Raw genomic sequence first — 25,247 nt, 5'->3', positions numbered from 1 at the left:
GGGGCAAACCTGTGAGCAACATTCCGGAGACGGGGCGCACCTCACGCGTCACCATCCGCCTGATCGCCATTCAGATCCTGGTCTTCTCGCTGCTGCTCACCCTCGGCGGGCGGCTGTGGTACCTGCAGATCCGCAACGGCGACGAGTTCCAGGAGGAGGCGGCGGGCAACCACGTCCAGCAGGTCGTCCAGCCCGCGCCGCGCGGCACCATCTACGACGCGCGCGGAGTGCCCATCGCCGACACCGAGACCCGGCTCGTCGTCTCCGCCAGCCGCACCGAGCTGATGAAGATGGACGACGACGGCGAGGCCGTCCTCGCCCGCGTCGCCGAGGTCCTCGGCATGACCGAGGAAGAGGTCGGCCAGAAGGTCCGGCTGTGCAACGCCGAGACGCCGCAGCCCTGCTGGAACGGCTCGCCCTACCAGCCGATCCCGATCACCGACGAGGCCACCACCCAGCAGGCCCTCACCATCCGCGAACGCGGCGAGGACTTCCCCGGCATCACCGCCGAGCCCGCCGCCGTCCGCCGCTACCCCGCGCCCTACAAGGCCGACACCGCCCAGGTGCTCGGCTACCTCTCCCCGGTCACCGACGAGGAGGTCGCGGAGGCCAAGGACACCGACTCCCCGCTCCTGCGCTCCGACCAGGTCGGACGCTCCGGTCTTGAGCGCTCCTACGACACCGCGCTCCGCGGCGACTCCGGCGTGCTCCGCTACGAGGTCGACAAGCTCGGCCGCGTCCTCGGCATGGCCGACAGCGACGAGCCGGTGGCCGGCTCCTCACTCGTCACCAGCATCGACTCCCGCGTCCAGGCCGTCGCGGAGTACCAGCTCCACCAGGCCATGGAGACCGCCCGCCAGCAGACGGACACCATCACCGGACGGCCGTACGAGGCCGACGCCGGCGCCGTCGTCGTCATGGAGTCCAAGACCGGCCGGATCGTGGCCATGGCCTCCCAGCCCGACTACGACCCCAACGTGTGGGTCGGCGGCATCGACGCCAAGGAGTACGCCAAGCTCACCGGCGAGAACTCCAACTACCCGCTCCTCAACCGGGCCATCCAGGGACAGGCGGCACCCGGCTCCATCTTCAAGGTCGTCTCCAGCATGGGCGCCGTCAACGCGGGCTACCCCTTCAACGACAAGTACCAGTGCTCGTCCTCCTACAGCCTGGGCAGCCACAGCTACGCCAACTTCGAGTCCACCGGGCACGGCCCCATCACGCTCGGCCGCGCGCTCGAGGTCTCCTGCAACACCGTCTTCTACCGGCTCGGCCACCAGGAGTGGCGCAAGGACGGCGGCTCGGACGCCGGCCCCGGCGACGCCAACGAGTACCTCTACAAGGCGGCCAAGGGCTTCGGCCTCAGCAAGAAGACCGGCATCGACCTGCCCAACGAGGTCACCGGCCGCATCCCCGACCGGCAGTGGAAGCAGGACTACTGGGAGGCCAACAAGGACAGCTGGTGCAAGCAGGCCAAGGCGGCCGAGAAGAAGGAGGGCAAGGAGGACTACGTCACCAAGCTCGCCCGGGAGAACTGCAAGATCGGCATGCAGCTCCGCGCCGGCGACAGCATCATCTACGCCATCGGCCAGGGCGACATCCTCGTCACCCCCATCCAGATGGCCACCGGCTACGCGGCCATCAGCAACGGCGGCACCCTCTACGACCCGACCGTCGGCAAGGCGGTCATCAGCCCCGACGGCCGCGACGTCGAGATGATCGAGCCGCGCGCCCACGGCAAGCTCCCGGCCAGCGACAAGACGATCGCCCAGATCGACGAGGCCCTCAAGGGCGTCGCCACCCGCGGCACCGCCTCGTGGCGGTTCACCACCTGGCCGCACGACGAGGTCCCGATGCACGCCAAGACCGGTACCGCCCAGGTCTACGGCAAGCAGACGACCTCCTGGCTGGCCACCTACACCGACGACTACACGATCGTCATGACCATCTCCCAGGCCGGCACCGGTTCCGGCGCCTCCGGCCCCGCCGTGCGCAACATCTACGACGCGATCTACGGCGTCCAGGACGACGGCTCCATCGACCCGAAGAAGGCACTCCTGCCCACGCCGCAGAAGAAACTGCCGAAGATCGGGACCAACGGCACCGTCCAGCCCGAGCGCACCGATCCCAAGCTGGTCAAGTTCTGGCGTGAGGCGGAGTTCCTCTGATGAGCGTCCACTCCTTCGACAGCGGCGGCGTCGGCCAGCCCAAGAGCCTGTGGGCGCGCCTCACCGCCCGCGACTCCCTGGCACGCCGGCTCGACTGGCCGCTCATGCTCGTACCGCTGCTGCTGTGCGCCGTCGGCTCGCTGCTCGTCTGGTCGGCCACCCGCAACCGCACCGAGCTGACCGGCGGGGACCCCCAGCAGTTCCTCTACAAGCACCTGGTCAACACCGCCATCGGCATCGCCCTGGCCATCGGGGTCGTCTGGCTGGGGCACCAGCGGCTGCGCTCCTTCATGCCGGCCCTGTACGTGCTCGCACTGGTGCTCATCGGGCTCGTCTACACCCCGCTCGGCGCCACCATCAACGGTGAGCGCGCCTGGCTGAACCTGGCCCCCGGGCTGCAGATCCAGCCCTCGGAGTTCATCAAGGTCACGATCATCCTGGGCATGGCCGTCATCCTGTCGGCCAAGGTCGACGCCGGGGACCGGGAGCACCCGGACCACCGCACCGTCGTCCAGGCCCTCGCACTCGCCGCCCTGCCGGTCATCGTCGTCGGCGACCTCGGCCAGGTCATGGTGTGCGTCGTGATCATCCTGGGCGTCCTGCTCGCCTCGGGCGCCGCCAACCGCTGGGTGCTCGGGCTCATCGTCACGGGCGCCGCCGGTGCCGTCGCCGTCTGGCTCCTCGGACTGCTCGACGAGTACCAGCTCAACCGCTTCGCCGCCTTCGCCAACCCCGCCCTCGACCCCTCCGGCGTGGGCTACAACACCAACCAGGCACGCATCGCCATCGGCTCCGGCGGCCTCTTCGGCACCGGCCTCTTCGAGGGCTCCCAGACGACCGGCCAGTTCGTGCCCGAGCAGCAGACGGACTTCATCTTCACGGTGGCGGGGGAGGAACTGGGCTTCGTCGGCGGCGCCGGCATCCTGCTGCTCCTCGGCATGCTGATGTGGCGGGCCTGCCGCATCGCGCGGGGCGCCACCGACCTCTACAGCACCATCATCGCCGCCGGCATCGTCGCCTGGTTCGCCTTCCAGTCCTTCGAGAACATCGGCATGTCGCTCGGGATCATGCCCGTCGCCGGTCTGCCGCTCCCCTTCGTCTCCTACGGCGGTTCCTCGATGTTCGCCGTGTGGATCGCCATCGGCATGCTCCAGTCCGTCCGGATACAGCGCCCCCTCTCGGCCTGAGGACTCCGGGCCCTCCCCGGCCGGGCGCCACAAGCCTCCCGCCGACGGGTTACGCTGGAGGATCGCCGGGGTGAGCCGGTCGGCCACCGGGCCCGCCCGCACGCCCCGTCGCCCCGTACGAGCAGCCCAGCAGCACAACCCCGTCACCGAGGACGTCACCCATGCCTGTCGAGTCGGTCTTCCCGCGCCTGGAAGCCCTCCTCCCGCATGTCCAGAAGCCCATCCAGTATGTCGGCGGCGAGCTGAACTCCACGGTCAAGGAGTGGGACGAGGCCGAGGTCCGCTGGGCGCTCATGTACCCGGACGCCTACGAGGTCGGGCTGCCCAACCAGGGCGTCATGATCCTCTACGAGGTGCTCAACGAGCGCCCGGGCGTGCTGGCCGAACGCACCTACAGCGTCTGGCCCGACCTGGAGGCCCTGATGCGCGAGCACGGTGTGCCCCAGTTCACCGTGGACGCGCACCGGCCCGTCGGCGACTTCGACCTCTTCGGCGTCTCCTTCTCCACCGAGCTCGGCTACACCAACCTGCTCACCGCCCTCGACCTGGCCGGCATCCCGCTGGACGCCGCCGAGCGCACCGAGGACGACCCGATCGTGGTCGCCGGCGGCCACGCCGCCTTCAACCCCGAGCCCATCGCGGACTTCCTGGACTGCGCGGTGGTCGGCGACGGCGAGCAGGCCGTCCTGGAGATGACCGAGATCGTCCGCGCCTGGAAGGCCGAGGGCCGCCCGGGCGGCCGGGACGAGGTGCTGCTGCGGCTGGCCAAGACCGGCGGCGTCTACGTCCCCCGCTTCTATGACGTCGAGTACCTCTCCGACGGCCGCATCGCGCGCGTCGTGCCGAACCGCTCCGGCGTCCCGTGGCGGGTGTCCAAGCACACCGTGATGGACCTGGACGAGTGGCCCTACCCCAAGCAGCCGCTCGTCCCCCTCGCCGAGACCGTGCACGAGCGGATGTCCGTGGAGATCTTCCGCGGCTGCACCCGCGGCTGCCGGTTCTGCCAGGCCGGCATGATCACCCGGCCCGTGCGGGAGCGCTCCATCACCGGCATCGGCGAGATGGTCGACAAGGGGCTGAAGAACACCGGCTTCGAGGAAGTCGGCCTGCTTTCGCTCTCCTCCGCCGACCACAGCGAGATCGGCGACGTCGCCAAGGGCCTGGCCGACCGCTACACCGAGGACAAGATCGGCCTCTCGCTGCCCTCCACCCGCGTGGACGCGTTCAACATCGACCTGGCCAACGAGCTCACCCGCAACGGGCGCCGCTCCGGCCTCACCTTCGCCCCCGAGGGCGGCAGCGAGCGCATCCGGAAGGTCATCAACAAGATGGTCTCCGAGGAGGACCTGATCCGCACCGTCGCCACCGCCTACGGCAACGGCTGGCGCCAGGTGAAGCTGTACTTCATGTGCGGCCTGCCCACCGAGACGGACGAGGACGTCCTCCAGATCGCCGACATGGCCACGCGGGTCATCGCCAAGGGCCGCGAGGTCTCCCGCTCGAACGACATCCGCTGCACCGTCTCCATCGGCGGGTTCGTGCCCAAGCCGCACACCCCCTTCCAGTGGGCCCCGCAGCTGTCCGCCGAGGAGACCGACGCCCGGCTGGAGAAGCTGCGCGACAAGATCCGCGGCGACAAGAAGTACGGCCGCTCCATCGGCTTCCGCTACCACGACGGCAAGCCCGGCATCGTCGAGGGGCTCCTCTCGCGCGGCGACCGCCGCGTCGGCGACGTCATCCGCGCCGTCTACGAGGCCGGCGGCCGCTTCGACGGCTGGCGCGAGTACTTCAGCTACGACCTGTGGATGGACTGCGCCGAGAAGACGCTGCCCGCCCACGGGGTCGACGTCGACTGGTACACGACCCGCGAGCGCGCCTACGAGGAGGTCCTGCCCTGGGACCACCTCGACTCCGGGCTGGACAAGGACTGGCTCTGGGAGGACTGGCAGGACGCCCTCGACGAGACCGAGGTCGAGGACTGCCGCTGGACCCCCTGCTTCGACTGCGGCGTCTGCCCTCAGATGGACACGGCTATACAAATCGGCCCCACCGGCAAGAAGCTGCTCCCGCTCACGGTCAAGAAGTAGCCGTGACCAGTGGGCGACGCCATCCAGTACGGACATGAACTGGCCGGGGTCGGGGGCATCCCCACGTGCGCGGGGATGCCCCCGATGCCAGACGCCTCACGTGAGGTGGCTGAAACTGCTCCCCGCGCACGCGGGGATGGGGCTTCAGGCGGAAGCGGGTCAGCGTAGGGCGCTGCGGGCCTGCCAGTCGGTCCAGGAGAGGTTCCAGGCGCCGAAGCCGTTGCCGGGGGTCACGACGCCCTTGGTGTCCTCGCCCTTGATCTCGAACGGGTCGCCGGGGCGGACCTGGGCGTAGAACCAGGCGGCGTCCGCGTCGCTCATGCCGATGCAGCCGGAGCTCTTGTTGGCCTTGCCCATCCACCGGTCGTTCCAGGGTGCGGCGTGGGCGTACATGCCCGACCAGGTGAGCCGCATCGAGTAGTCGACCATCTTGTCGTACGCGTCGCCGAGGCCGACGGTCTCGGAGTTCATCCGGATGGTGCCCTCCTTGGCCATCAGCACGGCGGTGCCGCGCCAGGAGCGCTTGTCGCCGCCGGGGGTGCCGCCGGAGACGGGGATCGTGCGGACCTCCTGCCCGTCGCGTGTCAGCGTGAGCTGCTTGCGGTCGAGGTCGACGGTGACGACCTGGTCGGTCCCGATGGTGAAGTGGGTCGAGTAGTCGCGGACGAACCAGCCGCCCTCACCGGAGTCGGTGCCGTTCAGTTCGGCGGTGAGCGTGACCTCGGTGCCGGGGTTCCAGTACTCCTCGGGCCGCCAGTCGATCCGGTCGCGGCCGGAGTAGTCCTTGAGCCAGGCCCAGGTGCCCTCGGTGCCGTTGGACGTGGTGAGCTGCAACTGCCGCTCGACGGCGGCCTTGTCGGTGACGGGGTGGTCGAAGACGAGGGAGACGGGCTGGGCGACGCCGACGGTCGCGCCGGCGCCGGGCCGCCAGTCGACCTTGTTCACCCGGTCGGCCTCGGCGGTGGTGAACGCGGACTTCACCGTCTTCTTGCCGCCTGCCTCGGTCGTCGTCACGGCGGTGACGGTGTAGGAGGTGCCGGGGACGGCCTTGCGCCGGGAGGCCCAGTGCGTGCCGTCCGCGGAGAGTTGCCCGGTGAGGGAGTGGCCTTCCGCGTCGGTGACGGTGACCGAGGCGAGGGTGCCGCGCGAGGCCGTGACCGTGACGGGCTCACCGGCCTCGGCGTCCTCGCCGTGCGGCGTCACCGTGACGGTCGCCGGGCCGCCGTCGCCCGCTCGCTCCCCCGGCTTGTCGTCGGCGATGGACACGCCGGTGCCGGACGTGCAGGCGGCGAGCGGCAGGAGCAGTGCCGCGGCCGCCGCTCCGCGCATACGTGTGTGGCCCAAGGGTCTCCCCCATCACGAGTCGTGGTCCCAGGTGGCTGTACGAGGACTGTAGGAGCGAGAAAGCGCAGGTGAACGGCGCTGCGGCGATGTGACGGCGACTGGAGGGGAACGGTCATCGTCCGGTCACATTCGCCGCGCGGAGCGGTCAAGGACGGCTGTGAGCATCCTCGGCGTCCCAGGAGATCCGGGGGTCCCCCAGAGAGAGGCTCACACCGTGTCAGCGCTGTCCGTGACGGCCGTCCGCGGCCGGGAAACACCGCTAGGGCCCGTCACCGCGGCCGCGTACCGCCGGTTCCTGGAGTCCGGTGAGGGTACGGCACTGGGCGCCGCGTTCCTGCAGTGTCCGTCGTGGGCGGAGGTCAAGGAGGGCTGGCGGAGCCGGCTGGTCGGCTGGGGGCCGGACCCGGCGTCCGGGCGGCTGGCCGGGGTGGCTCTGGTGCTGCTGCGGCAACTGCCGGGCACGCGGAAGTTTTTCGCCTATCTGCCGGAGGGTCCCGTGGCCGACTGGGCCGACCCCGGCATCGACGGCTGGCTCGACCCGTTGCTGCGGTACCTGCGCGCGGAGGGCGCGTTCGCGGTGCGGATCGGGCCCTCGCCCGCGTACCGCCGCTGGAGCGCGTCCCGGCTGAAGGCGGCGACCGGTCCGGGCAGGCGGCTCGCGGACGTCCTGGCGAGCGAGGTCGACCCGCTGGGCGCGGCCGTCGCGGAGCGGCTGCGGGCGCGCGGCTGGAAGAGGTGCGGCGGTGAGGAGGACGGGGACGCGCAGCCGCGGCACGTCTTCCAGGTGGCGCTCACCGGCCGCACGCCGGACGATCTGTGGGCCGGGCTGAACCAGGAGTGGCGGCGCAACGTGCGGCGGGCGGGGAAGTCCGGGGTGGAGGTGGTCGTCGGGGGCGCGTCCGACCTGCCCGAGTTCTACCGGCTGCTGAGGATCACGGAGGAGCGGGACGGCTTCCGGCTCGGCCGGTCGCTCGCGTACTACGAGCGCCAGTACGCGGCCTTCAACGCGGAGGAGCCGGGCCGGATGAAGCTCTACCTCGCCCGTCACGGGGGCGAGATCCTCGCGGCCCACACCATGGTCCACGTCGGCGGTCGCGTCTGGTACCAGACGGGTGCCTCGGCCGACCACCGCCGTGAGGTCCGCCCGTCCAACCTGCTGCAGTGGCGGATGCTGCTGGACGCCAAGGCTCTCGGGGCCGACGTCTACGACATGCGCGGGGTACCCTCCACCCTCGACCCCGACGACCGCCCGTACGGGCTGCTGCGTTGGAAGCTGGGGACCGGCGGAGACGTCGTCGAGACCCTGGGGGAGTGGGAGAGACCGTTGGACGGCACGGCCAACCACGCGCTGTACCGGGCGTTCCAGACGTACCTGGCGCACCGGTGACGGCGCGGACCGCAACGGACGCGCGGGACGGGTCCGCGCGGGACGGGTCCGCGCCGGAGGGAGCCGCGCCGGAGGGGCCCGCGTCCGGCGGGGCGGCGCCGTCCCGGGGGCCGTCCGTGCTGCGCAGCGGCTTCGTCATGGCTGCCGGGTCGATGGTGTCGCGGGCGACGGGGTTCGTGCGGTCCGCCGTCGTCGCCGCCGCGATCGGTGTCGGGACGGTCGCCGACGGGTACGCCGTCGGCAACTCGCTGCCCACGATCGTGTACGTGCTCCTGATCGGCGGCGCGCTCAACGCCGTCTTCGTGCCCGAGCTCGTCCGGGCGGCCAAGGAGCACGGGGACGGCGGCGTCGCGTACACCGACCGGCTGCTCACCGTGTGCGTGCTCGCCCTGTTGGTGCTCACCGCGGGCGCGGTGTGGGCGGCGCCCGCGATCGTCGACGCGTACACCGACTACCCGCCCGGCCAGACCGCCATGACGGTCGCCTTCGCCCGCTACTGCCTGCCGCAGATCCTCTTCCTCGGGCTGTTCACGCTGCTCGGCCAGGTGCTCAACGCCCGCGGCCGCTTCGGCGCGATGATGTGGGCGCCGGTCCTCAACAACGTCGTCGTCATCGCCGTCTTCGGCCTCTACCTCGCGGCCTTCGCCACCGGCGACGGCGGGACGCTCGGCGCCACCGGGACCGCGCTGCTCGGCTGGGGGACGACGGCGGGCATCGTCGTCCAGACCCTCGCCCTGCTGCCCGCCCTGCGCGCGGCCCGCTTCCGCTACCGGCCCCGCTTCGACTGGCGCGGCAGCGGGCTCACCCGGCCGTTGCGGAACGCCGGCTGGCTGGTGCTGCTGGTGCTCACCAACCAGGCCGCGTACTGGGTGACGACCCGGCTGGCGACGGCGGCGGGCCTGCACGCGCAGGCGGTCGGCGTCGACGGCGGCGCCGGGTTCAGCGCCTACAACAACGCCTACCTGCTGTGGTCCGTCCCGCACGGGATCATCACGGTGTCGCTCGTGACGGCGCTGATGCCCCGGATGAGCTCGGCGGCGGCCGACGCCGACATCGCCGCGGTCCGGCGCGACGTGTCCTACGCGCTGCGCACCAGCGCGGCGGCCGTCGTGCCCGCGGCCTGCGCGCTCTTCGCCCTCGCCCAGCCCGTGCTGGCGCTCGTCTTCCAGTACGGCGAGACGGACGCGGCGGCGGTCGCCGTCATGGCGGGCACGCTGATGGCGTTCGCGCCCGGGCTGATCGCCTTCAGCGGGCAGTACGTCCTCTCCCGCACGTTCTACGCGCTGTCGGACACCCGCACCCCGTTCTTCCTCAACCTCGTGATCGCGGGTCTCAACGCGGGCCTGGCCGTGGTGGCGTACGTGGTCCTGCCCGCCCGCTGGGCGGTGACCGGTATCGCCGGAGGTTACTCGCTGGCGCTGTGGGCGGGCTGGGCCGTCACCGCCCTCGTCCTGCGGCGCCGTCTCGCGCCGCGGGGCGTGCCAGAGGGCGAGCGTGCGGGGCGATCCCGCCGCACGCCGGTGCGTGCCCTCGCCGCGCAGGCGCGGTTGCTGGCCGCCGCCGTGCCGGCGACGGCCCTCGGGTACGGCGCCGCCCGCTGGGCGGAGGCGGGTGGCGCACTCGTGGCGACCGGGGCCGGGGCTGCGGCGATCGCCGCCGTCTTCCTCCTGCTGGCCCGGCCGCTGCGGCTCGCCGGGATCGACGCCCTCGTCGGCACGGCCCTCGCGCGGCTGCGCCGCCGCTCATGACCCCGGCTCGGCGCCGGGCCGAACCCGACCGACTGGATACTGATGACATGCCTCGCGTACTCCTGATCGAAGACGACCCCTCCGTGCGCGAGGGTGTGGAACTCGGGCTGCGCCGGCGCGGCCACGAGGTCCGCACGGCCGGCACCGGCGAGGCCGGGCTCGCCGCCCTGCGCGAGTTCCGGCCCGATCTGCTGCTGCTTGACCTGATGCTGCCGGGCATGAACGGCGTGCAGGTCTGCCGCCGGGTGCGGGACGACAGCCAGCTGCCGATCATCATGCTCACGGCCCGCGGCGACGACTTCGACGTCGTCGTCGGCCTGGAGGCCGGCGCGGACGACTACATCGTCAAACCGGCGCGCACCGAGGTGATCGAGGCCCGCATCCGGGCCGTGCTGCGCAGGGTGGAGGAGCCCGGCGGCGGGCGGTCCGAGGTGGAGTTCCACGGTGAGCTGGCCATCGACCGCTCCGGGCTCACCGTGGCCAAGAACGGCGACCGGCTCGCCCTCGCGCCGTCCGAGATGCGGCTGCTCCTGCACCTGTCCGCGGCGCCCGGCCAGGTCTTCAGCCGCCAGCAACTGCTGGAGCACGTGTGGGAGCACAGCTATCACGGCGACGCCCGGCTCGTGGACGCGTGTGTGCGGCGGCTGCGCAACAAGATCGAGGACGTTCCGGGGAACCCGCGCTACATACAGACCCTGCGGGGCTTCGGCTACCGCTTCGGACCGCTGTGAGGCTGCGGCCCCCGCGGCCGCGCGGGCGGTCGCGCCGCGGGGGGACCACCGGTGAACGGCGCCGCCGTCCCTTCGGCCTGCGGACCCGTCTCGTCCTGGCATTCCTGCTGGTGGCCGCCGTCAGCGCCGGGACGACCGCCACGCTCACCTTCCGGGAGGCCCGCAACGCCGTCCTGCAGACGGCCCAGGACACCGCGGTCTCCTCCTTCCGCGCCCACGTGGGCGACCTCGGCATTCATCTGCCGGTGAACGAGCCCGACCTGGAGTTCGCCCTGCGCCGCATGGCCCGCGAGGGCAGGCCGCACCCGTGGTACGTCTACGCGGAGTACGGCTCGGCCCGCTTCTCCTCCGCGACGAACCCGAGGTCCTCGGTGGTCACGGCCGAACTGCGCCGCAGGGTCCACGCCGGTCCGCGCGGCAGCTTCCAGCGCGTCGTCAAGGACGGCGTGCCGTATCTGGCCATGGGCATGCCGGTCGTGTACGAGATCGAGAAGGACCGGGTGCTGCCGACCGGGCTGGTCCTGTTCGCGGTGATGCCCATGCCCGAGGAGCAGGCGAACGTGGAGGCGCTCGTCGCCGCCGCCCGGGACGGCGCGCTGCCCGGCCTCGCCATCGCCCTCGTGCCCGCGCTGATCGCGGCCCGCAGCGTGCTGCGTCCGGTGCGCGAGCTGCGCAAGGCCGCCCGCTCCATGGGCAGCGGCCGCCTCGACACCCGCATCCAGGTGCGGGGCGGCGACGAGCTCGCTGACCTGGCGCGGACGTTCAACGAGTCCGCCGGAGAGCTGGAGCGCTCCGTGGACGAGCTGCGGCAGGCGGAGGCGCGCGCCCGCCGCTTCGCCTCCGACGTCTCGCACGAACTGCGCACGCCGCTCGCGGGCATGCTCGCCGTCACCGAGGTCCTCGACGAGGACGCGGGCCGCTTCGACGCCGACACCGCGCGCGCCGTCCGCCTGATCAGCGCGGAGACCGGGAAGCTCGCGGTGCTGGTGGAGGACCTGATGGAGATCTCCCGGTTCGACGCCCGCGTGGCCGAGTTGCACACCGACGAGGTCGACGCCGCGGAGACCGTACGCAAGACGCTGGAGCGACGGCGCTGGACGGACGGGATCGTCACCGACCTGCCGGAGGGCATCCGCGCCCGGCTCGACCCGCGCCGTTTCGACATCGTCGTCGCCAACCTCGTCGGCAACGCGCTGCGGCACGGCGGAGCACGCGTGACCGTGACGCTGCGCACCGCCACCGGGGCCGACGGGACGGCATGGCTGGTCACCGAGGTCGCCGACCAGGGGCCGGGCATCCGGCCGGACGTCCTCCCGCACATCTTCGACCGCTTCTACAAGGCCGATGCGGCCCGCACCCGCTCGGCCGGCAGTGGCCTGGGCCTGGCCATCGCCGTGGAGAACGTCCGGCTGCACGGGGGCACCGTCCGGGCCGCGAACCGGCCCGGCGGAACCGGCGCCGTCTTCACCGTCGAGATACCGCTGAACGCGGGGGAGGCACCGGCATGAGACGCCGCCGCACCTTCCTGCCGGCCCTCTCGGCCCTCGCCGCGCTGCTGCTCGGCGGCTGCGGTGTCCCGGAGACCGGTGTGATCGAAGCGGGCGGCCCGGCCGAGGTCGAGGTCTACCCGTACCCGCCCAACGGGATGGTCCTGTTCCTCCGCTCGCTCGACGGGCGGCTGATGCCCGTGATCCGCTTCGTGGACGAGGCGCTCGGCGCGCCGGACCCGCCGGGACCGTCGCTCGTCGACACGCCCGGACCGGGCGTGTCGACGCCCCAGACGCTCGCGGAACTCTTCGCCGGGCCGCGGCCGAGGGAACGGCGGGCCGGGCTCACCGACGGCCTGCCCGAGTTCCCTTACGAGGGCGTCGCCCGGTCGGCGTCACACCCGGGGGGCGGGGTGGAGGTGCTGCTGCCGATCGCCCTCGCCGAGCTCGACGACCTGGGGGTGCGGCAGGTGGTGTGCACGGTCGCGTTCACCGAGGACGCAGAGGGCCGGACCGAGGTGCGCCTGCGGGGGACCGACGTGGCGCTCCCGCCGGCCGTCTGCGACGCGGACGTCGATCTCCGCGGCGTCCCGACGCCCACCGCCGCCCCCGCCGCGAGCAGCCCGCCCGCGGGTGGCTAGGTGTGCTGTCCGGACAGCACACCCAGGGAGCCCGCGGCCCTGCCCGGGGACGTCCGCCCGGTCTGCCAGCCCCGGCGCGGCCGTGGTGGAATGGCCCCGTGCCCGAGCTCCTCCTGCCGACCGTCCGCGTCCACGCCTCCTTCCTGGAGGCCATGGACGAGTTGCGCGCCGAGGGCCGCGGTGCCGTGGAGGACGGCTCGATGGTCGGCCGGGACATCCGCCTGTACGGGCCGCGGTGGGGCACTTCGGAGGGCTTCGCCGCGTACGTCGCCGCCGTCCGCGCCGACGCCCTGCCCGAGACGCCCCGGCCACCGGGGCACGTGCCCTCCACCACCTGGTGGTGGGTCGAGGGCGACGCCTACCTCGGACGGCTGGCCCTGCGCCACCGGCTCAACGGGCGGCTGCTGGAGTGGGGCGGTCACGTCGGCTACGACGTCCGCCCCTCCGCCCGCCGCCGGGGGCACGCCACGGCCATGCTGCGCGCCGCGCTCCCGTACGCCGCCGAGCTGGGCGTCGACCCGGTGCTCGTCACGTGCGACCGCGACAACCTCGCCTCCCGCAAGGTGATCGAGAACTGCGGTGGGATCTTCGAGGACCAGCGCGCGGAGAAGCTGCGGTACTGGGTACCGACGACCGCGCGCGAGCGCACGGGCTGAGCCCGCGGCACACCGCCCATTAGGCTGGAGACAGGACGACCAGCGCCCCGCGGGGCGCGTTCAGCAAGGAGAAGGACCCCTGGGGAAGCGACAGCCCGAAGGCCCGCCGCCCGCACCCGCGGTGCAGCGCATCCGTCTGCGCTACACCAAGCGTGGCCGCCTGAGGTTCACCAGCCACCGCGACTTCCAGCGCGCCTTCGAGCGGGCGCTGCGCCGCGCCGAGGTGCCGATGGCGTACTCGGCGGGGTTCACGCCGCACCCGAAGGTGTCGTACGCGAACGCCGCGCCCACCGGAACCGCGAGCGAGGCCGAGTACCTGGAGATCGCCCTCGCCGAACGGCGCGACCCGGAACACCTCCGGCGGCTCCTGGACGCCTCGCTGCCGACGGGGCTCGACGTGCTGGACGCGGTCGAGGCGCACACCTCCGGTTTCGCGGACCGGCTGACCGCGTCCCGCTGGGAGCTGCGGCTCGACGGCGTCGAGCCCGCCGAGGCCGAGCGGGCCGCCCGGGCCTTCCTGGACGCCTCCAGCGTCGAGGTGAGCCGGGAGACGAAGAAGGGCTTGCGCACCTTCGACGCCCGTGCGGCGGTGGCCTCGCTGGAGGCCGTGGCCGACGAGCCCGAGGGCGGACCCGATAGGCCGGAACAGGGTGGCTGTGCGATACTGCGGCTGGTAGTGCGGCACCTGACACCCGCCGTACGACCCGACGACGTCCTGTCCGGTCTCCGCGCAGCGGCCGGCCTGGCGCCGCCGGTCCCCGCAGGGGTGACCAGGCTGGCGCAGGGGCCGCTGGACGAGGAGAGCGGCACGGTGGCCGATCCGTTGGCGCCCGACCGCGACGCTACCCCCGTCGCGACGGCGCCGGGACCCGCCGCGTAGGGCCGGAGTCGAGACGCCGCCGACGTGCCAGGCACCCAGGGAGCCACCCGGGTACCGCCGTACGGCCGGCGCACACACCGACAGACTTTCGCCGTAGCCGGGCCGGATGGCCCGGAACCGGCGAGTGAGACGACAGCTCCCGTGCGGCGCCCGCGCCCCGGACCGCGACACCGAATCGATGCCGCGTATCCGCGGCGAGCGCAGGCGTGGCATCCGGGAGCGTGACGGGAGAAACCCGCGCATGCACGAACCGACAGACTCCACGCCCGTGGAGGGCACGGACGACACCACACCGAGTGACACGCTGCCGCCGCGCAGGCGGCGTCGTGCCGCGTCGCGGCCCGCCGGGCCGCCCGCCTCCGCCAGCACGGCCGCCGAGGAGGCTGCCGTGACGGTGGAGACCGCCTCCGAGGCGAGTGCCGAGGCCGCCGCCGAGCCGGCCGCGGACGCCTCCGCCGGGACCACGGCCGAGGGCCCTGCCGCCCCCGCCGAGGCGAAGCCCCAGCGCAGCCGGCGCCGGGCCACCCGCAAGGCCTCGGCACCGCCCGCCGCCGAGACCTCCGCGAGCGAGGAGCCCACGGCCGAGGAGTCGGCCGCGGGGACCGGGGAGCCGGCCGGGGCGAGCGAGGCCGAGAGCGCGGCGCCCGCCCCCGTGAAGAAGCCCCGCGCGCGGCGGGCGGCCGCGTCCGAGCCCGTGGGGCAGGGCCGCACCGCACCCGCGCTCGCCTCGAACGCGCTGTTCCAGCCCCCGGTCTTCACCGAGCCCACCTTCCAGACGCCCCACTCCGTGGCCGCGGCCGCGGAGGCCGAGGCCGCCGAGGCGGAGGTCGAGGAGGAGCCGGCGGTCGAGGAGCCCCCGGCCCGCCGCCGTCGCCGCCGTCGGGGCGGCGAGGCCCCCGAGCGCGGCGAACGGGGTACCCCCGAGCGCGAGCAGGGTGAAGCGGCGGAGGCCGCCGAGCCTGCGGAGGAGCCCGAGGCCGAGGGTCGCGACGAGGCCGAGGAGGGCGCCGAGCGGCCCTCCCGCCGCCGGCGCCGGGGCGGCCGTCGCCGCCGTCGTGGCGAGGCGGAGACCGCCGAGGACGCCGAGCAGCCGTCCGCCGAGGATGCGGGCGAGGGCGCGGAGGAACCCGCCGAGACCGGAGCCGAGGAGGGCGAGGACGCCGGGGAGGGCCCGTCCTCGACGAGCAGCTCCCGCCGCCGTCGCCGTCGTCGCCGCCGTGGCGGGGACGAGGCCGCCGCCCCGGCCGAGCCCACCGGGGACGACCCGGAGCGCACCGTCGTCAAGGTCCGCGAGCCGCGCAAGAAGAAGGCCGACGAGGGCGACGGTGTCCAGGCCATCAAGGGCTCGACGCGGCTGGAGGCCAAGAAGCAGCGCCGCCGCGAGGGCCGTGAACAGGGCCGGCGCCGGGTGCCGATCATCACCGAGGCCGAGTTCCTCGCCCGCCGCGAGGCGGTCAAGCGCGAGATGATCGTCCGGCAGAGCGGCGAGCGCACCCAGATCGCGGTGCTGGAGGACGACGTCCTCGTCGAGCACTTCGTCAACAAGGAGCAGTCCACCTCCTACGTCGGCAACGTCTACCTGGGCAAGGTCCAGAACGTGCTGCCCTCGATGGAGGCGGCGTTCGTCGACATCGGCAAGGGCCGCAACGCGGTGCTGTACGCCGGTGAGGTCAACTTCGAGGCGCTCGGCGTCTCCGGGGGGCCGCGCCGGATCGAGACCGCGCTGAAGTCGGGCCAGTCGGTGCTGGTGCAGGTCACCAAGGACCCGATCGGCCACAAGGGCGCCCGGCTGACCAGCCAGGTGTCGCTGCCCGGCCGCTACCTGGTCTACGTGCCCGAGGGCTCGATGACCGGCATCAGCCGCAAGCTGCCCGACACCGAGCGCTCCCGGCTCAAGCAGATCCTCAAGAAGGTCGTGCCCGAGAACGCCGGCGTGATCGTGCGCACCGCGGCCGAGGGCGCGAGCGAGGAGGAGCTGGCGCGCGACGTCACGCGGCTCCAGGCGCAGTGGGAGGAGATCCAGAAGAAGGCCCAGAAGGGCAACGCGCCGACGCTGCTCTACGGCGAGCCCGACATGACCGTCCGGGTCGTCCGGGACATCTTCAACGAGGACTTCAGCAAGGTCGTCATCAGCGGCGCCGAGGCCTGGGAGACGATCCACGGCTACGTGTCGCACGTCGCGCCCGACCTCTCGGAGCGGCTGCAGAAGTGGACGTCGGAGGTCGACGTCTTCGCCACGTACCGCATCGACGAGCAGCTGATGAAGGCGCTGGACCGGAAGGTCTGGCTGCCCAGCGGCGGCTCCCTGGTGATCGACCGGACCGAGGCGATGATCGTCGTCGACGTCAACACCGGCAAGTTCACCGGCCAGGGCGGAAACCTGGAGGAGACGGTCACCAGGAACAACCTGGAGGCCGCCGAGGAGATCGTGCGCCAGCTGCGGCTGCGCGACCTGGGCGGCATCATCGTGATCGACTTCATCGACATGGTGCTGGAGTCCAACCGCGACCTCGTCCTGCGCCGGCTCCTGGAGTGCCTCGGCCGGGACCGCACCAAGCACCAGGTCGCCGAGGTGACCTCGCTCGGCCTCGTGCAGATGACCCGCAAGCGCGTCGGGCAGGGACTGCTGGAGTCCTTCTCCGAGCAGTGCGCCCACTGCAACGGCCGCGGACTCCTCGTCCACATGGACCAGGCGCACGCCGCCGGCGGCGGCGGTGGCGGCAAGCGGAAGAAGAAGGGCAAGGGCGCGGCCCAGCCGGAGGCTCAGCCGGCCCCGGCCGAGGTTCCGGCCGCTGTCGAGCCGGAGCCCGAGCCCGTGGCCGAGGTGCTGGCCGAGGAAGCCCCGAAGGCCCTGCCCGAGCCCGCCTTCGAGCCCGACGAGGAGCTGTTCAGCAGCGTCGCCGAGGCCGAGAAGGCCGCCTCCCGCTACCCGCGCAAGCGCCGCCGGGCCAGCCGCAAGGCGACCGCCCCGGCCGGTGCTCCGGCCCCGGCACCCGAGCCGGAGCCGGAGTCCGCCCCGGCGCCCGGGCCCGCCCCCGAGGCGGCCGTCGAGCCGGAGCCCGCGCCGCAGCCGGTCGCCGCCGAGCCGGAGCCGGCCGTGGCCCCGGCCCGGTCCCGTCGCCGGGGCAGCCGGAAGGTCTCCGTCCCGGCGGGCGCGCCGAAGGCTGCCGAGGAAGCAGCCGTGACCGTCGTGGCGGCGGCCCCGGCGGCCCCGGCGGCCGAGGCCCCGGAGCCCGTCGCCGCACCGGAGCCGTCCCCCGCCGAGGCCCCGGCCGCGCCCTCGGGGCGCCGGCGGGTGAGCCGGAAGGTGTCCGTGCCCGCGGGCGCGCCGAAGGCCGCCGAGGAGGGCGCGGAGGGTGCCGTGACCGTGATCCCGGCGGCCGAGACGGCTGCCGCGGCACCGCAGCCCCAGCCCCAGCCAGAGGCCGTCCCGGAGCCCGGGGCCGTCCCGGCTCCGGAGCCGGAGGCCGCCACCGGCCGCGCACGCCGCCGGGTCACCCGGCGCGTGTCGGCGCCGACGGGCGCCCCGGAGGGTGAGCCCGCCGAGGCGATCGTCGTCCCGGCGGCCCAGCCGTCCACCGAGCCCGGGGCCGAAGCCGGTGCCGAAGCCGGTGCCGTGGCTCCCGCCGGGCCGGAGCTCAAGGCAGCCGCCAAGAAGACGACGGCCAGGAAGACAGCGGCGAAGACGGCAGCCAAGAAGACCACGGCCAAGAAGGCGGCGGTCAAGAAGACGACCGCCAAGAAGGCCGCCGCGAAGAAGACGACGGCCAGGAAGGCGGCGGCGAAGACGGCCGACAAGCCGGCCGACAAGGCCGACAAGGCTGAGGAGCCGGCCGCCGCGAAGAAGGCGGTCAAGAAGGCCGCCGCCAAGCGGTCGACGGCGAAGAAGGCGACGGCGAAGAAGACGGCGGCCGAGCGGGCCGCGGCCGCCGAGCAGACGGCCGCACCGTCGGTCTCGGCCGCCGCCGAGGACTGATCCCGCCGCGGCGGGACCGCCCGGTGGGTGCCGTGCCCCGGGGTTCGCCCCGGGGGCACGGGCGGCGGCCGGGGCCGGTTTGACCGGCCTGGTCAAGGCCCCGTAATCTTGACCGCTGGCGTGTCACTCCACACGTCACGCTCCTGAGCACCTCCCTCCCACCCGGCCTGCCGGCCGAGGGGAGAGGCCGCTCCACACCTTCCGGGTCGTGCCCACCGGGTGCGCCCGCGGTCGGCGGCTGGCATCAGGGGTTTCCCACAACGAGCGAGAGAGAGTTCCGCGTGTACGCGATCGTGCGCACCGGCGGCCGTCAGCAGAAGGTTGCTGTCGGCGACGTCATCGAGGTTGACCGTATGTCCAGCAGCAAGGTCGGCGACACCGTCGAGCTCTCGACCGTGCTCGTGGTCGACGGGGACGCCGTCACCAGCGACCCGTGGGTGCTGGCCGGCGTGAAGGTCCAGGCCGAGGTCGTGGACCACCACAAGGGCGTCAAGATCGACATCCAGAAGTACAAGAACAAGACCGGTTACAAGAAGCGCATCGGTCACCGTCAGCTGCACACCGCGCTGAAGATCACCGGCATCCCCGCCCCGGCGAAGTAAGGGACTGAGAACAGATGGCACACAAGAAGGGCGCATCGTCCACTCGGAACGGTCGTGACTCCAACGCGAAGCGTCTCGGCGTGAAGCGGTTCGGCGGTCAGGTCGTCAGCGCCGGCGAGATCCTCGTCCGCCAGCGTGGCACCCACTTCCACCCGGGCGCGGGTGTCGGCCGCGGCGGCGACGACACGCTGTTCGCGCTGGACGCCGGTGCCGTGCAGTTCGGCACGGCCCGTGGCCGCAAGGTCGTCAACATCGTGCCGGTCGGCGAGTAACCACTTTTCCGTCGCACACGAGCACGACCAGCAGCACTCTGCCGAGGGCGGACCGCCTCGCGCGCGCAGCGCGGGAAGCGGTTCCGCCCTCGGCGTGTTACCAAGCCTGTGAGCACCCCGTGCGGGCCGCACGGGCATCGAACCAGCCGGGAGGCATGCGTCATGACCACCTTCGTGGACCGCGTCGAGCTGCACATCGCCGCGGGTAACGGAGGCCACGGCTGCGCCTCCGTGCACCGGGAGAAGTTCAAGCCGCTGGGCGGCCCGGACGGCGGCAACGGCGGCCGCGGCGGGGACGTCGTCCTCGTCGTCGACCAGAGCGTGACGACGCTCTTGGAGTACCACCACAGTCCGCACCGCAAGGCCACGAACGGCAAGCCGGGGGCGGGGGGCAACCGGATGGGCGCGAACGGCGAGGACCTGGTCCTGCCGGTGCCGGACGGCACGGTCGTGCTGGACAAGCGGGGCAACGTGCTGGCCGACCTCGTGGGCGAGGGCACCACCTTCGTCGCCGGCGAGGGCGGCCGTGGCGGGCTGGGCAACGCCGCCCTGGCCTCCGCCCGCCGCAAGGCCCCCGGCTTCGCGCTGCTGGGCGTGCCCGGTGAGACGCGCGACATCGTGCTGGAGCTGAAGACCGTCGCCGACGTGGCGCTGGTCGGGTATCCCTCGGCCGGCAAGTCCTCGCTGATCTCGGTGCTCTCCGCGGCCAAGCCCAAGATCGCCGACTACCCCTTCACCACGCTCGTCCCCAACCTGGGCGTCGTGACCGCCGGGTCGACCGTCTACACCGTCGCCGACGTCCCCGGGCTGATCCCCGGTGCGAGCGAGGGCAAGGGCCTCGGCCTGGAGTTCCTCCGGCACGTCGAGCGCTGCGCGGTCCTCGTCCACGTCCTCGACACGGCGACGCTGGAGTCCGACCGCGATCCCGCCTCCGACCTGGACGTCATCGAGCAGGAGCTCGCCCAGTACGGGCGGGGGCTGGAGGACCGGCCGCGGCTCGTGGTGCTCAACAAGGTCGACATCCCCGACGGGCGGGACCTGGCCGACCTGGTCCGTCCGGACCTGGAGGCCCGCGGCTACCGGGTGTTCGAGGTGTCCGCGCTCAGCCGGGAGGGGCTGAAGGAGCTGTCCTTCGCACTGGCCGGCATCGTCGAGGAGGCCCGGGCGGCTCGCCCCAAGCAGGAGGCCACGCGCATCGTCATCCGGCCGCAGGCCGTGGACGACGCGGGCTTCACCGTGACCCGCGAGGCCGAGGGCCTCTTCCGGGTGCGCGGGGAGAAGCCCGAGCGCTGGGTGCGGCAGACGGACTTCAACAACGACGAGGCGGTCGGCTACCTCGCCGACCGGCTCAACCGCCTCGGGGTCGAGGAGGAGCTGCTGAAGGCCGGGGCCCGGGAGGGCGACGGCGTCGCGATCGGGGACGAGGAGAACGCCGTCGTCTTCGACTGGGAGCCCACCGTCATGGCCGGCGCCGAGATGCTGGGCCGGCGCGGTGAGGACCACCGCATGGACGAGGCCCGTCCCGCGGCGCAGCGCCGCCGCGACCGGGAGGCGGAGCGCGGCGACTCCTCCCAGCGCGAGTACGACGACTTCGACCCGTTCGCCTGAGGCGCGGGCGGCTCAGGCGCTGACGGAGCTCTCCGGGCTCGCGGGCTCTCCGGCCCGGGAGCCCGCCGCGTTCCCGGCCTGCGCCGCGTTCCCGGCGGGCCCGTCCACGTCGGTGTTCGCCACGGTCGTGTCCGCGGCGCCCGGCACCGCCGAGGCCCGCCCCGGCGGGCCCGCCTCGCGGGCGGGTGCCTCCGCGGCGTCGGCGGGGTCCGCGGGACGTCGGGTGCGCCGCTCCTCGGCGCGGGCGCACAGGGCCTGCACGGCGGCGTCGAAGCGGTCCAGGGAGGGCGGCTCGTCGGGCCCCAGCAGCCGCGTTTTCAGCTCGGCCCGGGCCTCGGCGAGGGTGTCCCGCGCCGGGTCGCGGACGACGGCCAGCAGCTCGGCGAGCCCCTCGGCGTCCGGCGGCAGAACGGTGGCCGCGTGGACGGTGGGGAAGGCGGCCCGGAACGCGTCCTCGCCCAGCCCCGAGGTGTTCACCACCGCGTAGGGCTTCTCGCTGGCCAGGTAGTCGGACACCACACTGGACACGTCGCTGACCAGCAGGTGGGTCTCGTTGAAGCACGCGTACAGCCCGGGGACGGCGCCGTCGACCACCTGGTGCTCCCACTCGGGCACCGCGGCCCAGTACGCCGCCTCACAGGCCTCCTGCGTCCGCTCCACGGCCTCGGCCCGGCCGGGCTCGGGCACCGACTGCGCGAGCATCCGCTCGACGTCGTCCGCGTCGGGCCGGAAGACGCCGTCGGCCAGCCGGTCCAGCTCCGCGGTGCGCCGGGCCAGCTCGGCCCGTGCCTCCGGCGCCGGGCGGCGGTGGCCCGACTCGGCCGCGCGGGCCGCGTTCGCCTCGGCGACGAGCGCCCTGATCCGGGCGTCGGCCGCGCCCGCGCGCGGGTCGACCGAGCCGGTCATGGGGTGGGGCTTGTAGACGAGGCGGACCCCGGGGTCGGCGAGCAGGGCGCGGACGATCCGCTCCCCGGCCAGCATGATCGACGTGTTGCCGGGGTCGTCCGTCCAGCCCTCCCAGGTGGGGGCGTACAGGACGGTCACGTACGGACCGGCGGGCGGGCCCGCGGCGGGGCGGATGGGGGCGAGCTGGGGGCGCCCGACCTCCACCACGTCCCGGTCGTCCACGCCGATGTCGGCCAGCCGGTAGCGCTCCCGCGCGGCCTGGCCCGCGACCCAGACCTCGTCGTACGCCTTCGCGTAGGGGTTGCAGCTCGACAGCTTGTCGCTCTCGCCGTGGTTGACGAAGGTGTGCATGAGGGAGGGGATGCGCAGCACCTGGGACGTCTTCCCGGAGTTGGCCGGGTGGATCATGATCTTCAGCGGGGAGCGTTCGAGCACCATCAGGTGCGCCACCCTGGGCAGGCAGACGACGGGCACGTCCGTCGCGGCGATCTTCTGCATCATGAACCGCTCGCGCAGCACGATCAGCGGGCGCCCGCGCACGGCCGCCAGGGTGCCCAGCCACATGTTGGCCTGGTAGGCGGACGAGGCCCCGCCGGAGAAGTACATCGCGTGGGTCGGCCGGTACGCGGCGAGCCAGGCGTCCAGCCAGGCGAGCACCGTCCGCTCGTCCGGCGCCCGCCGGTCGCCCAGCAGCCACTGGGCCAGCCGGCCTGTGCCGAGGACGAGGGCCGTGAGGGTGAGTGCGACGCCGCCCACCGCCCACAGCGGCTCCCGTGTCGCCGTGGCCGTCAGCATCCCCGCCGTCGCGGGCACCATGAACGTCAGCAGCCGTCGCCCCGGCTGGCGCGCCAGGATGCGCGGGGGCGCGGGGCTCAGCCCGAGCGCGGAGGCGTCCACGTTGCGGGTGAGGACCGGCAGCGCCCGGTCGCGCCGCACCAGCAGGGCGACGAGCTGGCAGGCGAAGTGCGTGACGTAGGCGGCCAGCAGGCCCCCGACCAGCGCCGCCTGCTCCCAGCGGCCCGGCTCCGCCAGGCGCAGCAGCCCGACGAGCACGATCAGGTCGCGCACGAGCTGCCGGGCGGTGACGTCGAACCGTAGGCGGCCGAGGAACGCCAGCAGCCGGGGCCGCAGCTGCTGCACGAGGAGATCGAGGCCGAGGCAGCCCGCGGAGGCCGCGATCAGCAGGGGCACCTGCGGCAGCAGCGCGCCGACGAGCTGGGCGGCGTACAGGCCCAGCAGGGCGAGGAGCGCGCAGAGCTGCCCCTTGCGGTGTGCGAGGAGTCCGGCGGAAGGCACGGGTCAAGCTCCTGGAGGGCGTGCGGGGCGCCGGCGGACGGCGGACGCGGGTCCGGCTCCGCCGGCGGGAGGCGGAGGGGTGCGGAGGGACGCGGGAGGGTGCGGAGGGTGCGGATGCGGAGGGCGCGGGACAGCGGCTGCGAGGCCGAAGGATCACCGCTGCGTAACCGAATGCTTCTCGACCGTAATCCGAAGGTACAACCCCTGACAATTCCCGGTGAACCACCATGCGCCGGGTTTTTCCAGTGTGCGCTCCCCTCGCACCACCGCGCGCCCCGGTGGGTTCCCGCTCATCCGTCCGGGGCGGTCCCGCGACCCGGACGCGCCGTCCGTCCCATGGACCGCGCGAGCGGGGCAAGAGCGACCTGACGTACATTGCGGCCGTAGAGCGCGAGCAGCACGCGCATCCGACAGACGCACACATGGGGGTCTCCGTGACAGCGGCAGCCGAGGCACGCGACGAAGCCGTCCGGCCCGAGGTCGAGCGCGCCCGGAGAATCGTGGTCAAGGTCGGCTCCTCCTCCCTGACCACGGCCGCGGGCGGGCTGGACGCCGACCGCGTCGACGCCCTCGTCGACGTCCTCGCCAAGCACGGCGACCGGGACGTCGTGCTCGTCTCCTCCGGCGCCATCGCCGCCGGGCTCGCTCCCCTCGGCCTCCGCCGCCGCCCGCGCGACCTGGCCCGCCAGCAGGCCGCCGCCAGCGTCGGCCAGGGCCTCCTGGTGGCCCGCTACACCGCCTCCTTCGCCCGCTACGGGCGCCGCGTCGGGCAGGTGCTGCTGACCTCCGACGACACCAGCCGGCGCGGCCACTACCGCAACGCCTTCCGCACCCTGGAGCAGTTGCTCGCCATGGGCGCCGTCCCGGTGGTCAACGAGAACGACACCATCGCCACCGACGAGATCCGCTTCGGCGACAACGACCGGCTCGCCGCCCTCGTCGCCCACCTCGTCCGCGCCGACCTGCTCGTCCTGCTCTCCGACGTCGACGGCCTCTACGACGGTGACCCGAGCACCCCCGGCACCACCCGCGTAGCGGAGGTGAACGGTCCCGCCGACCTCGCCGACATCTCCCTGGGCAGCGTCGGCTCGGCCGGCGTGGGCACGGGCGGCATGGTCACCAAGGTCGACGCCGCCCGGATCGCTGCCGGGGCCGGCATCCCCGTCGTCCTCACCTCGGCCAGCCACGCCGCCGACGCCCTCGCCGGCCGGGTTACCGGCACGTTCTTCCACCGGACCGGCCGGCGCAGCGCGGACCGGCTGCTGTGGCTCGCCCACGCCTCCAGCCCGCGCGGCGCCCTCGTCCTCGACGCCGGGGCCGTCGACGCCGTCGTCCAGCGGCGCACCTCGCTGCTGCCCGCCGGGGTGCAGCGGGTCGAGGGCGACTTCTCGGCCGGCGACCCGGTGGAGCTGCGGGACGGCCAGGGGCGCCCCGTCGCCCGCGGGCTCGTCAACTTCGACGCCAGGGAGATCCCCCAGTTGCTCGGCCGGTCCACCCGTGAGCTCGCACGCGACCTCGGACCGGAGTACGAGCGGGAGATCGTCCACCGCGATGACCTGGTGTTGCTGCGCCCCTGACCCGTCCGCGCCACCCCCCGCCTCCGGGGTTCCCGAGGGCCCCGCGACGTCAGCCTTTCCACGGACACCTTCGGGAAAAGGGCCACGCGAGCGGCCGAGGACTGGTCAACTGTGGTGCGGCGGTCGGCAGTACGGCCGCCCGGGCCTCCCGGCGAGAGCCGGCGGAGCCCGGCACCAAAGCCAGCACCCGCACGCACAAGGAGGCCGCCGTGAGACGACTGGCCAGCGTCGGTGACGTCTCTTCGGGGCAGCACACCGCGCCGCGGGCCACCGTGCCCCCGCAGCAGGCTGCGTCCGGCGAGGAGCGGACCGTCGATCCGGACGCGGCCCGGCTGTGGCACGTCACGCTCAGCGTCTCCGGGCGCGAGGTGCCGCTCGGCGAGGTCCGCCGGAGCCTGGAACAGCTCGCCCACGACCATCCCTTCCTCATGACCAGCCGCTACGCCGACGACCACGCCGAGATCCGGTACTGGGAGGAGGCCCGCGACCTGCGGGACGCCGCGGCGGTCGCGCTGCGACTGTGGGGCGAGCACCGCGCGAGCGCGCAGCTACCGCCCTGGGAGATCGTCGGCCTGGAGGTCATCGACCGGGAGACGTACCGCCAGCGCATCGCCGAGGGCTACGGCCCGCCGCCCGCGTCCCCGGTCGGCGTCCATCCGTTCTAGGCCCGGCGGGGGCCGCGGCGCGCGGCCGC

Annotated in this window: 18 protein-coding genes; 16 read left to right on the top strand and 2 right to left on the bottom strand. The window is 73.5% G+C overall.

Annotated features, from left to right (window positions below; all coding sequences use genetic code 11):
- The first annotated feature begins 11 nt into the window (after nt 1-11).
- The 3 genes from mrdA to O7609_RS05975 all read left to right on the top strand — a co-directional run bounded on the left by mrdA (nt 12) and on the right by O7609_RS05975 (nt 5,442).
- Nucleotides 12-2,168: a penicillin-binding protein 2 gene (gene mrdA / locus O7609_RS05985; RefSeq protein ID WP_269733838.1), complete on the top strand. Its 2,157-nt coding sequence runs from the start codon at nt 12-14 to the stop codon at nt 2,166-2,168.
- Complete coding sequence (locus O7609_RS05980) at nt 2,168-3,355, top strand: FtsW/RodA/SpoVE family cell cycle protein (protein ID WP_269743198.1); 1,188 nt, start codon at nt 2,168-2,170, stop codon at nt 3,353-3,355. The genes mrdA and O7609_RS05980 overlap by 1 nt, the downstream gene beginning before the upstream one ends.
- Nucleotides 3,356-3,516: 161 nt before the next feature.
- Nucleotides 3,517-5,442 carry a TIGR03960 family B12-binding radical SAM protein gene (locus O7609_RS05975; RefSeq protein WP_269743197.1) on the top strand — a complete coding sequence of 642 codons (1,926 nt, stop codon included), beginning with the start codon at nt 3,517-3,519 and terminating at the stop codon, nt 5,440-5,442.
- Nucleotides 5,443-5,601: 159 nt separating this feature from the next.
- Here O7609_RS05975 and O7609_RS05970 read toward each other — a convergent pair whose 3' ends face one another.
- Nucleotides 5,602-6,771 carry a L,D-transpeptidase gene (locus O7609_RS05970; protein WP_269744316.1) on the bottom strand — a complete coding sequence of 390 codons (1,170 nt, stop codon included), beginning with the start codon at nt 6,769-6,771 and terminating at the stop codon, nt 5,602-5,604.
- A 238-nt stretch (nt 6,772-7,009) separates the two neighbouring features.
- On the opposite strand from O7609_RS05970, the gene O7609_RS05965 reads away from it, so the two are divergent.
- From O7609_RS05965 to obgE, 11 genes are all read left to right on the top strand, one after another.
- Nucleotides 7,010-8,173 (top strand): lipid II:glycine glycyltransferase FemX, encoded by a 1,164-nt coding sequence (locus tag O7609_RS05965; protein ID WP_269737032.1) that lies wholly within the window; start codon nt 7,010-7,012, stop codon nt 8,171-8,173.
- A 116-nt stretch (nt 8,174-8,289) separates the two neighbouring features.
- Entirely contained in the window at nt 8,290-9,921 is a 1,632-nt protein-coding gene (gene murJ, locus O7609_RS05960) for a murein biosynthesis integral membrane protein MurJ (protein ID WP_269733835.1), read from the top strand.
- A gap of 47 nt (nt 9,922-9,968) precedes the next feature.
- Entirely contained in the window at nt 9,969-10,652 is a 684-nt protein-coding gene (locus O7609_RS05955; protein WP_269733834.1) for a response regulator transcription factor, read from the top strand.
- Nucleotides 10,653-10,654: 2 nt separating this feature from the next.
- The gene (locus O7609_RS05950) at nt 10,655-12,160 is read left to right on the top strand and encodes an ATP-binding protein (RefSeq protein WP_443072231.1); all 1,506 of its coding nucleotides are present in this window, start codon (nt 10,655-10,657) and stop codon (nt 12,158-12,160) included.
- Nucleotides 12,157-12,780 (top strand): hypothetical protein, encoded by a 624-nt coding sequence (locus O7609_RS05945; RefSeq protein ID WP_269733833.1) that lies wholly within the window; start codon nt 12,157-12,159, stop codon nt 12,778-12,780. The genes O7609_RS05950 and O7609_RS05945 overlap by 4 nt, the downstream gene beginning before the upstream one ends.
- Before the next feature lie 98 nt (nt 12,781-12,878).
- On the top strand, nt 12,879-13,436 hold the full coding sequence (locus O7609_RS05940) for a GNAT family N-acetyltransferase (RefSeq protein WP_269733832.1): 558 nt from the start codon (nt 12,879-12,881) through the stop codon (nt 13,434-13,436).
- 121 nt (nt 13,437-13,557) lie between these two features.
- Nucleotides 13,558-14,316: a TIGR03936 family radical SAM-associated protein gene (locus O7609_RS05935; protein ID WP_269743196.1), complete on the top strand. Its 759-nt coding sequence runs from the start codon at nt 13,558-13,560 to the stop codon at nt 14,314-14,316.
- 241 nt (nt 14,317-14,557) lie between these two features.
- A complete protein-coding gene (locus O7609_RS05930; protein WP_269743195.1) occupies nt 14,558-18,292 on the top strand; it encodes an Rne/Rng family ribonuclease in 3,735 nt (1,244 codons plus the stop codon).
- Nucleotides 18,293-18,573: 281 nt separating this feature from the next.
- Complete coding sequence (rplU, locus tag O7609_RS05925; RefSeq protein ID WP_191207956.1) at nt 18,574-18,894, top strand: 50S ribosomal protein L21; 321 nt, start codon at nt 18,574-18,576, stop codon at nt 18,892-18,894.
- Between the two features lie 14 nt (nt 18,895-18,908).
- Nucleotides 18,909-19,166 carry a 50S ribosomal protein L27 gene (gene rpmA / locus O7609_RS05920; RefSeq protein WP_219091535.1) on the top strand — a complete coding sequence of 86 codons (258 nt, stop codon included), beginning with the start codon at nt 18,909-18,911 and terminating at the stop codon, nt 19,164-19,166.
- Between the two features lie 162 nt (nt 19,167-19,328).
- A complete protein-coding gene (gene obgE / locus O7609_RS05915) occupies nt 19,329-20,774 on the top strand; it encodes a GTPase ObgE (protein WP_269733829.1) in 1,446 nt (481 codons plus the stop codon).
- A gap of 12 nt (nt 20,775-20,786) precedes the next feature.
- On the opposite strand, the gene O7609_RS05910 is transcribed toward obgE, so the two are convergent.
- Nucleotides 20,787-22,976 carry a hypothetical protein gene (locus tag O7609_RS05910; protein ID WP_269743194.1) on the bottom strand — a complete coding sequence of 730 codons (2,190 nt, stop codon included), beginning with the start codon at nt 22,974-22,976 and terminating at the stop codon, nt 20,787-20,789.
- Between the two features lie 500 nt (nt 22,977-23,476).
- Here O7609_RS05910 and proB point away from each other — a divergent pair, with 500 nt between their 5' ends.
- Together proB and O7609_RS05900 are read left to right on the top strand one after the other, a co-directional pair.
- Nucleotides 23,477-24,553, top strand: a complete 1,077-nt coding sequence (gene proB / locus O7609_RS05905; RefSeq protein WP_443072230.1) for a glutamate 5-kinase — start codon at nt 23,477-23,479, stop codon at nt 24,551-24,553.
- Between the two features lie 272 nt (nt 24,554-24,825).
- Entirely contained in the window at nt 24,826-25,218 is a 393-nt protein-coding gene (locus O7609_RS05900; protein WP_269744314.1) for a hypothetical protein, read from the top strand.
- Nucleotides 25,219-25,247: the final 29 nt, after the last annotated feature.

It is taken from the genome of Streptomyces sp. WMMC1477 (assembly GCF_027460245.1).
Taxonomy (GTDB): Bacteria; Actinomycetota; Actinomycetes; order Streptomycetales; family Streptomycetaceae; genus Streptomyces.
This window is presented reverse-complemented; position numbering and strand designations above follow the sequence as displayed.

Bases quoted from the DNA above. Each gene is read 5' to 3' on its own strand.
- O7609_RS05980 (WP_269743198.1), top strand. From the start codon at position 2,168: ATGAGCGTCCACTCCTTCGACAGCGGCGGCGTCGGCCAGCCCAAGAGC.
- O7609_RS05975 (WP_269743197.1), top strand. From the start codon at position 3,517: ATGCCTGTCGAGTCGGTCTTCCCGCGCCTGGAAGCCCTCCTCCCGCAT.
- O7609_RS05970 (WP_269744316.1), bottom strand. From the start codon at position 6,771: ATGCGCGGAGCGGCGGCCGCGGCACTGCTCCTGCCGCTCGCCGCCTGC.
- O7609_RS05955 (WP_269733834.1), top strand. From the start codon at position 9,969: ATGCCTCGCGTACTCCTGATCGAAGACGACCCCTCCGTGCGCGAGGGT.
- O7609_RS05945 (WP_269733833.1), top strand. From the start codon at position 12,157: ATGAGACGCCGCCGCACCTTCCTGCCGGCCCTCTCGGCCCTCGCCGCG.
- O7609_RS05930 (WP_269743195.1), top strand. From the start codon at position 14,558: ATGCACGAACCGACAGACTCCACGCCCGTGGAGGGCACGGACGACACC.
- rpmA (WP_219091535.1), top strand. From the start codon at position 18,909: ATGGCACACAAGAAGGGCGCATCGTCCACTCGGAACGGTCGTGACTCC.
- obgE (WP_269733829.1), top strand. From the start codon at position 19,329: ATGACCACCTTCGTGGACCGCGTCGAGCTGCACATCGCCGCGGGTAAC.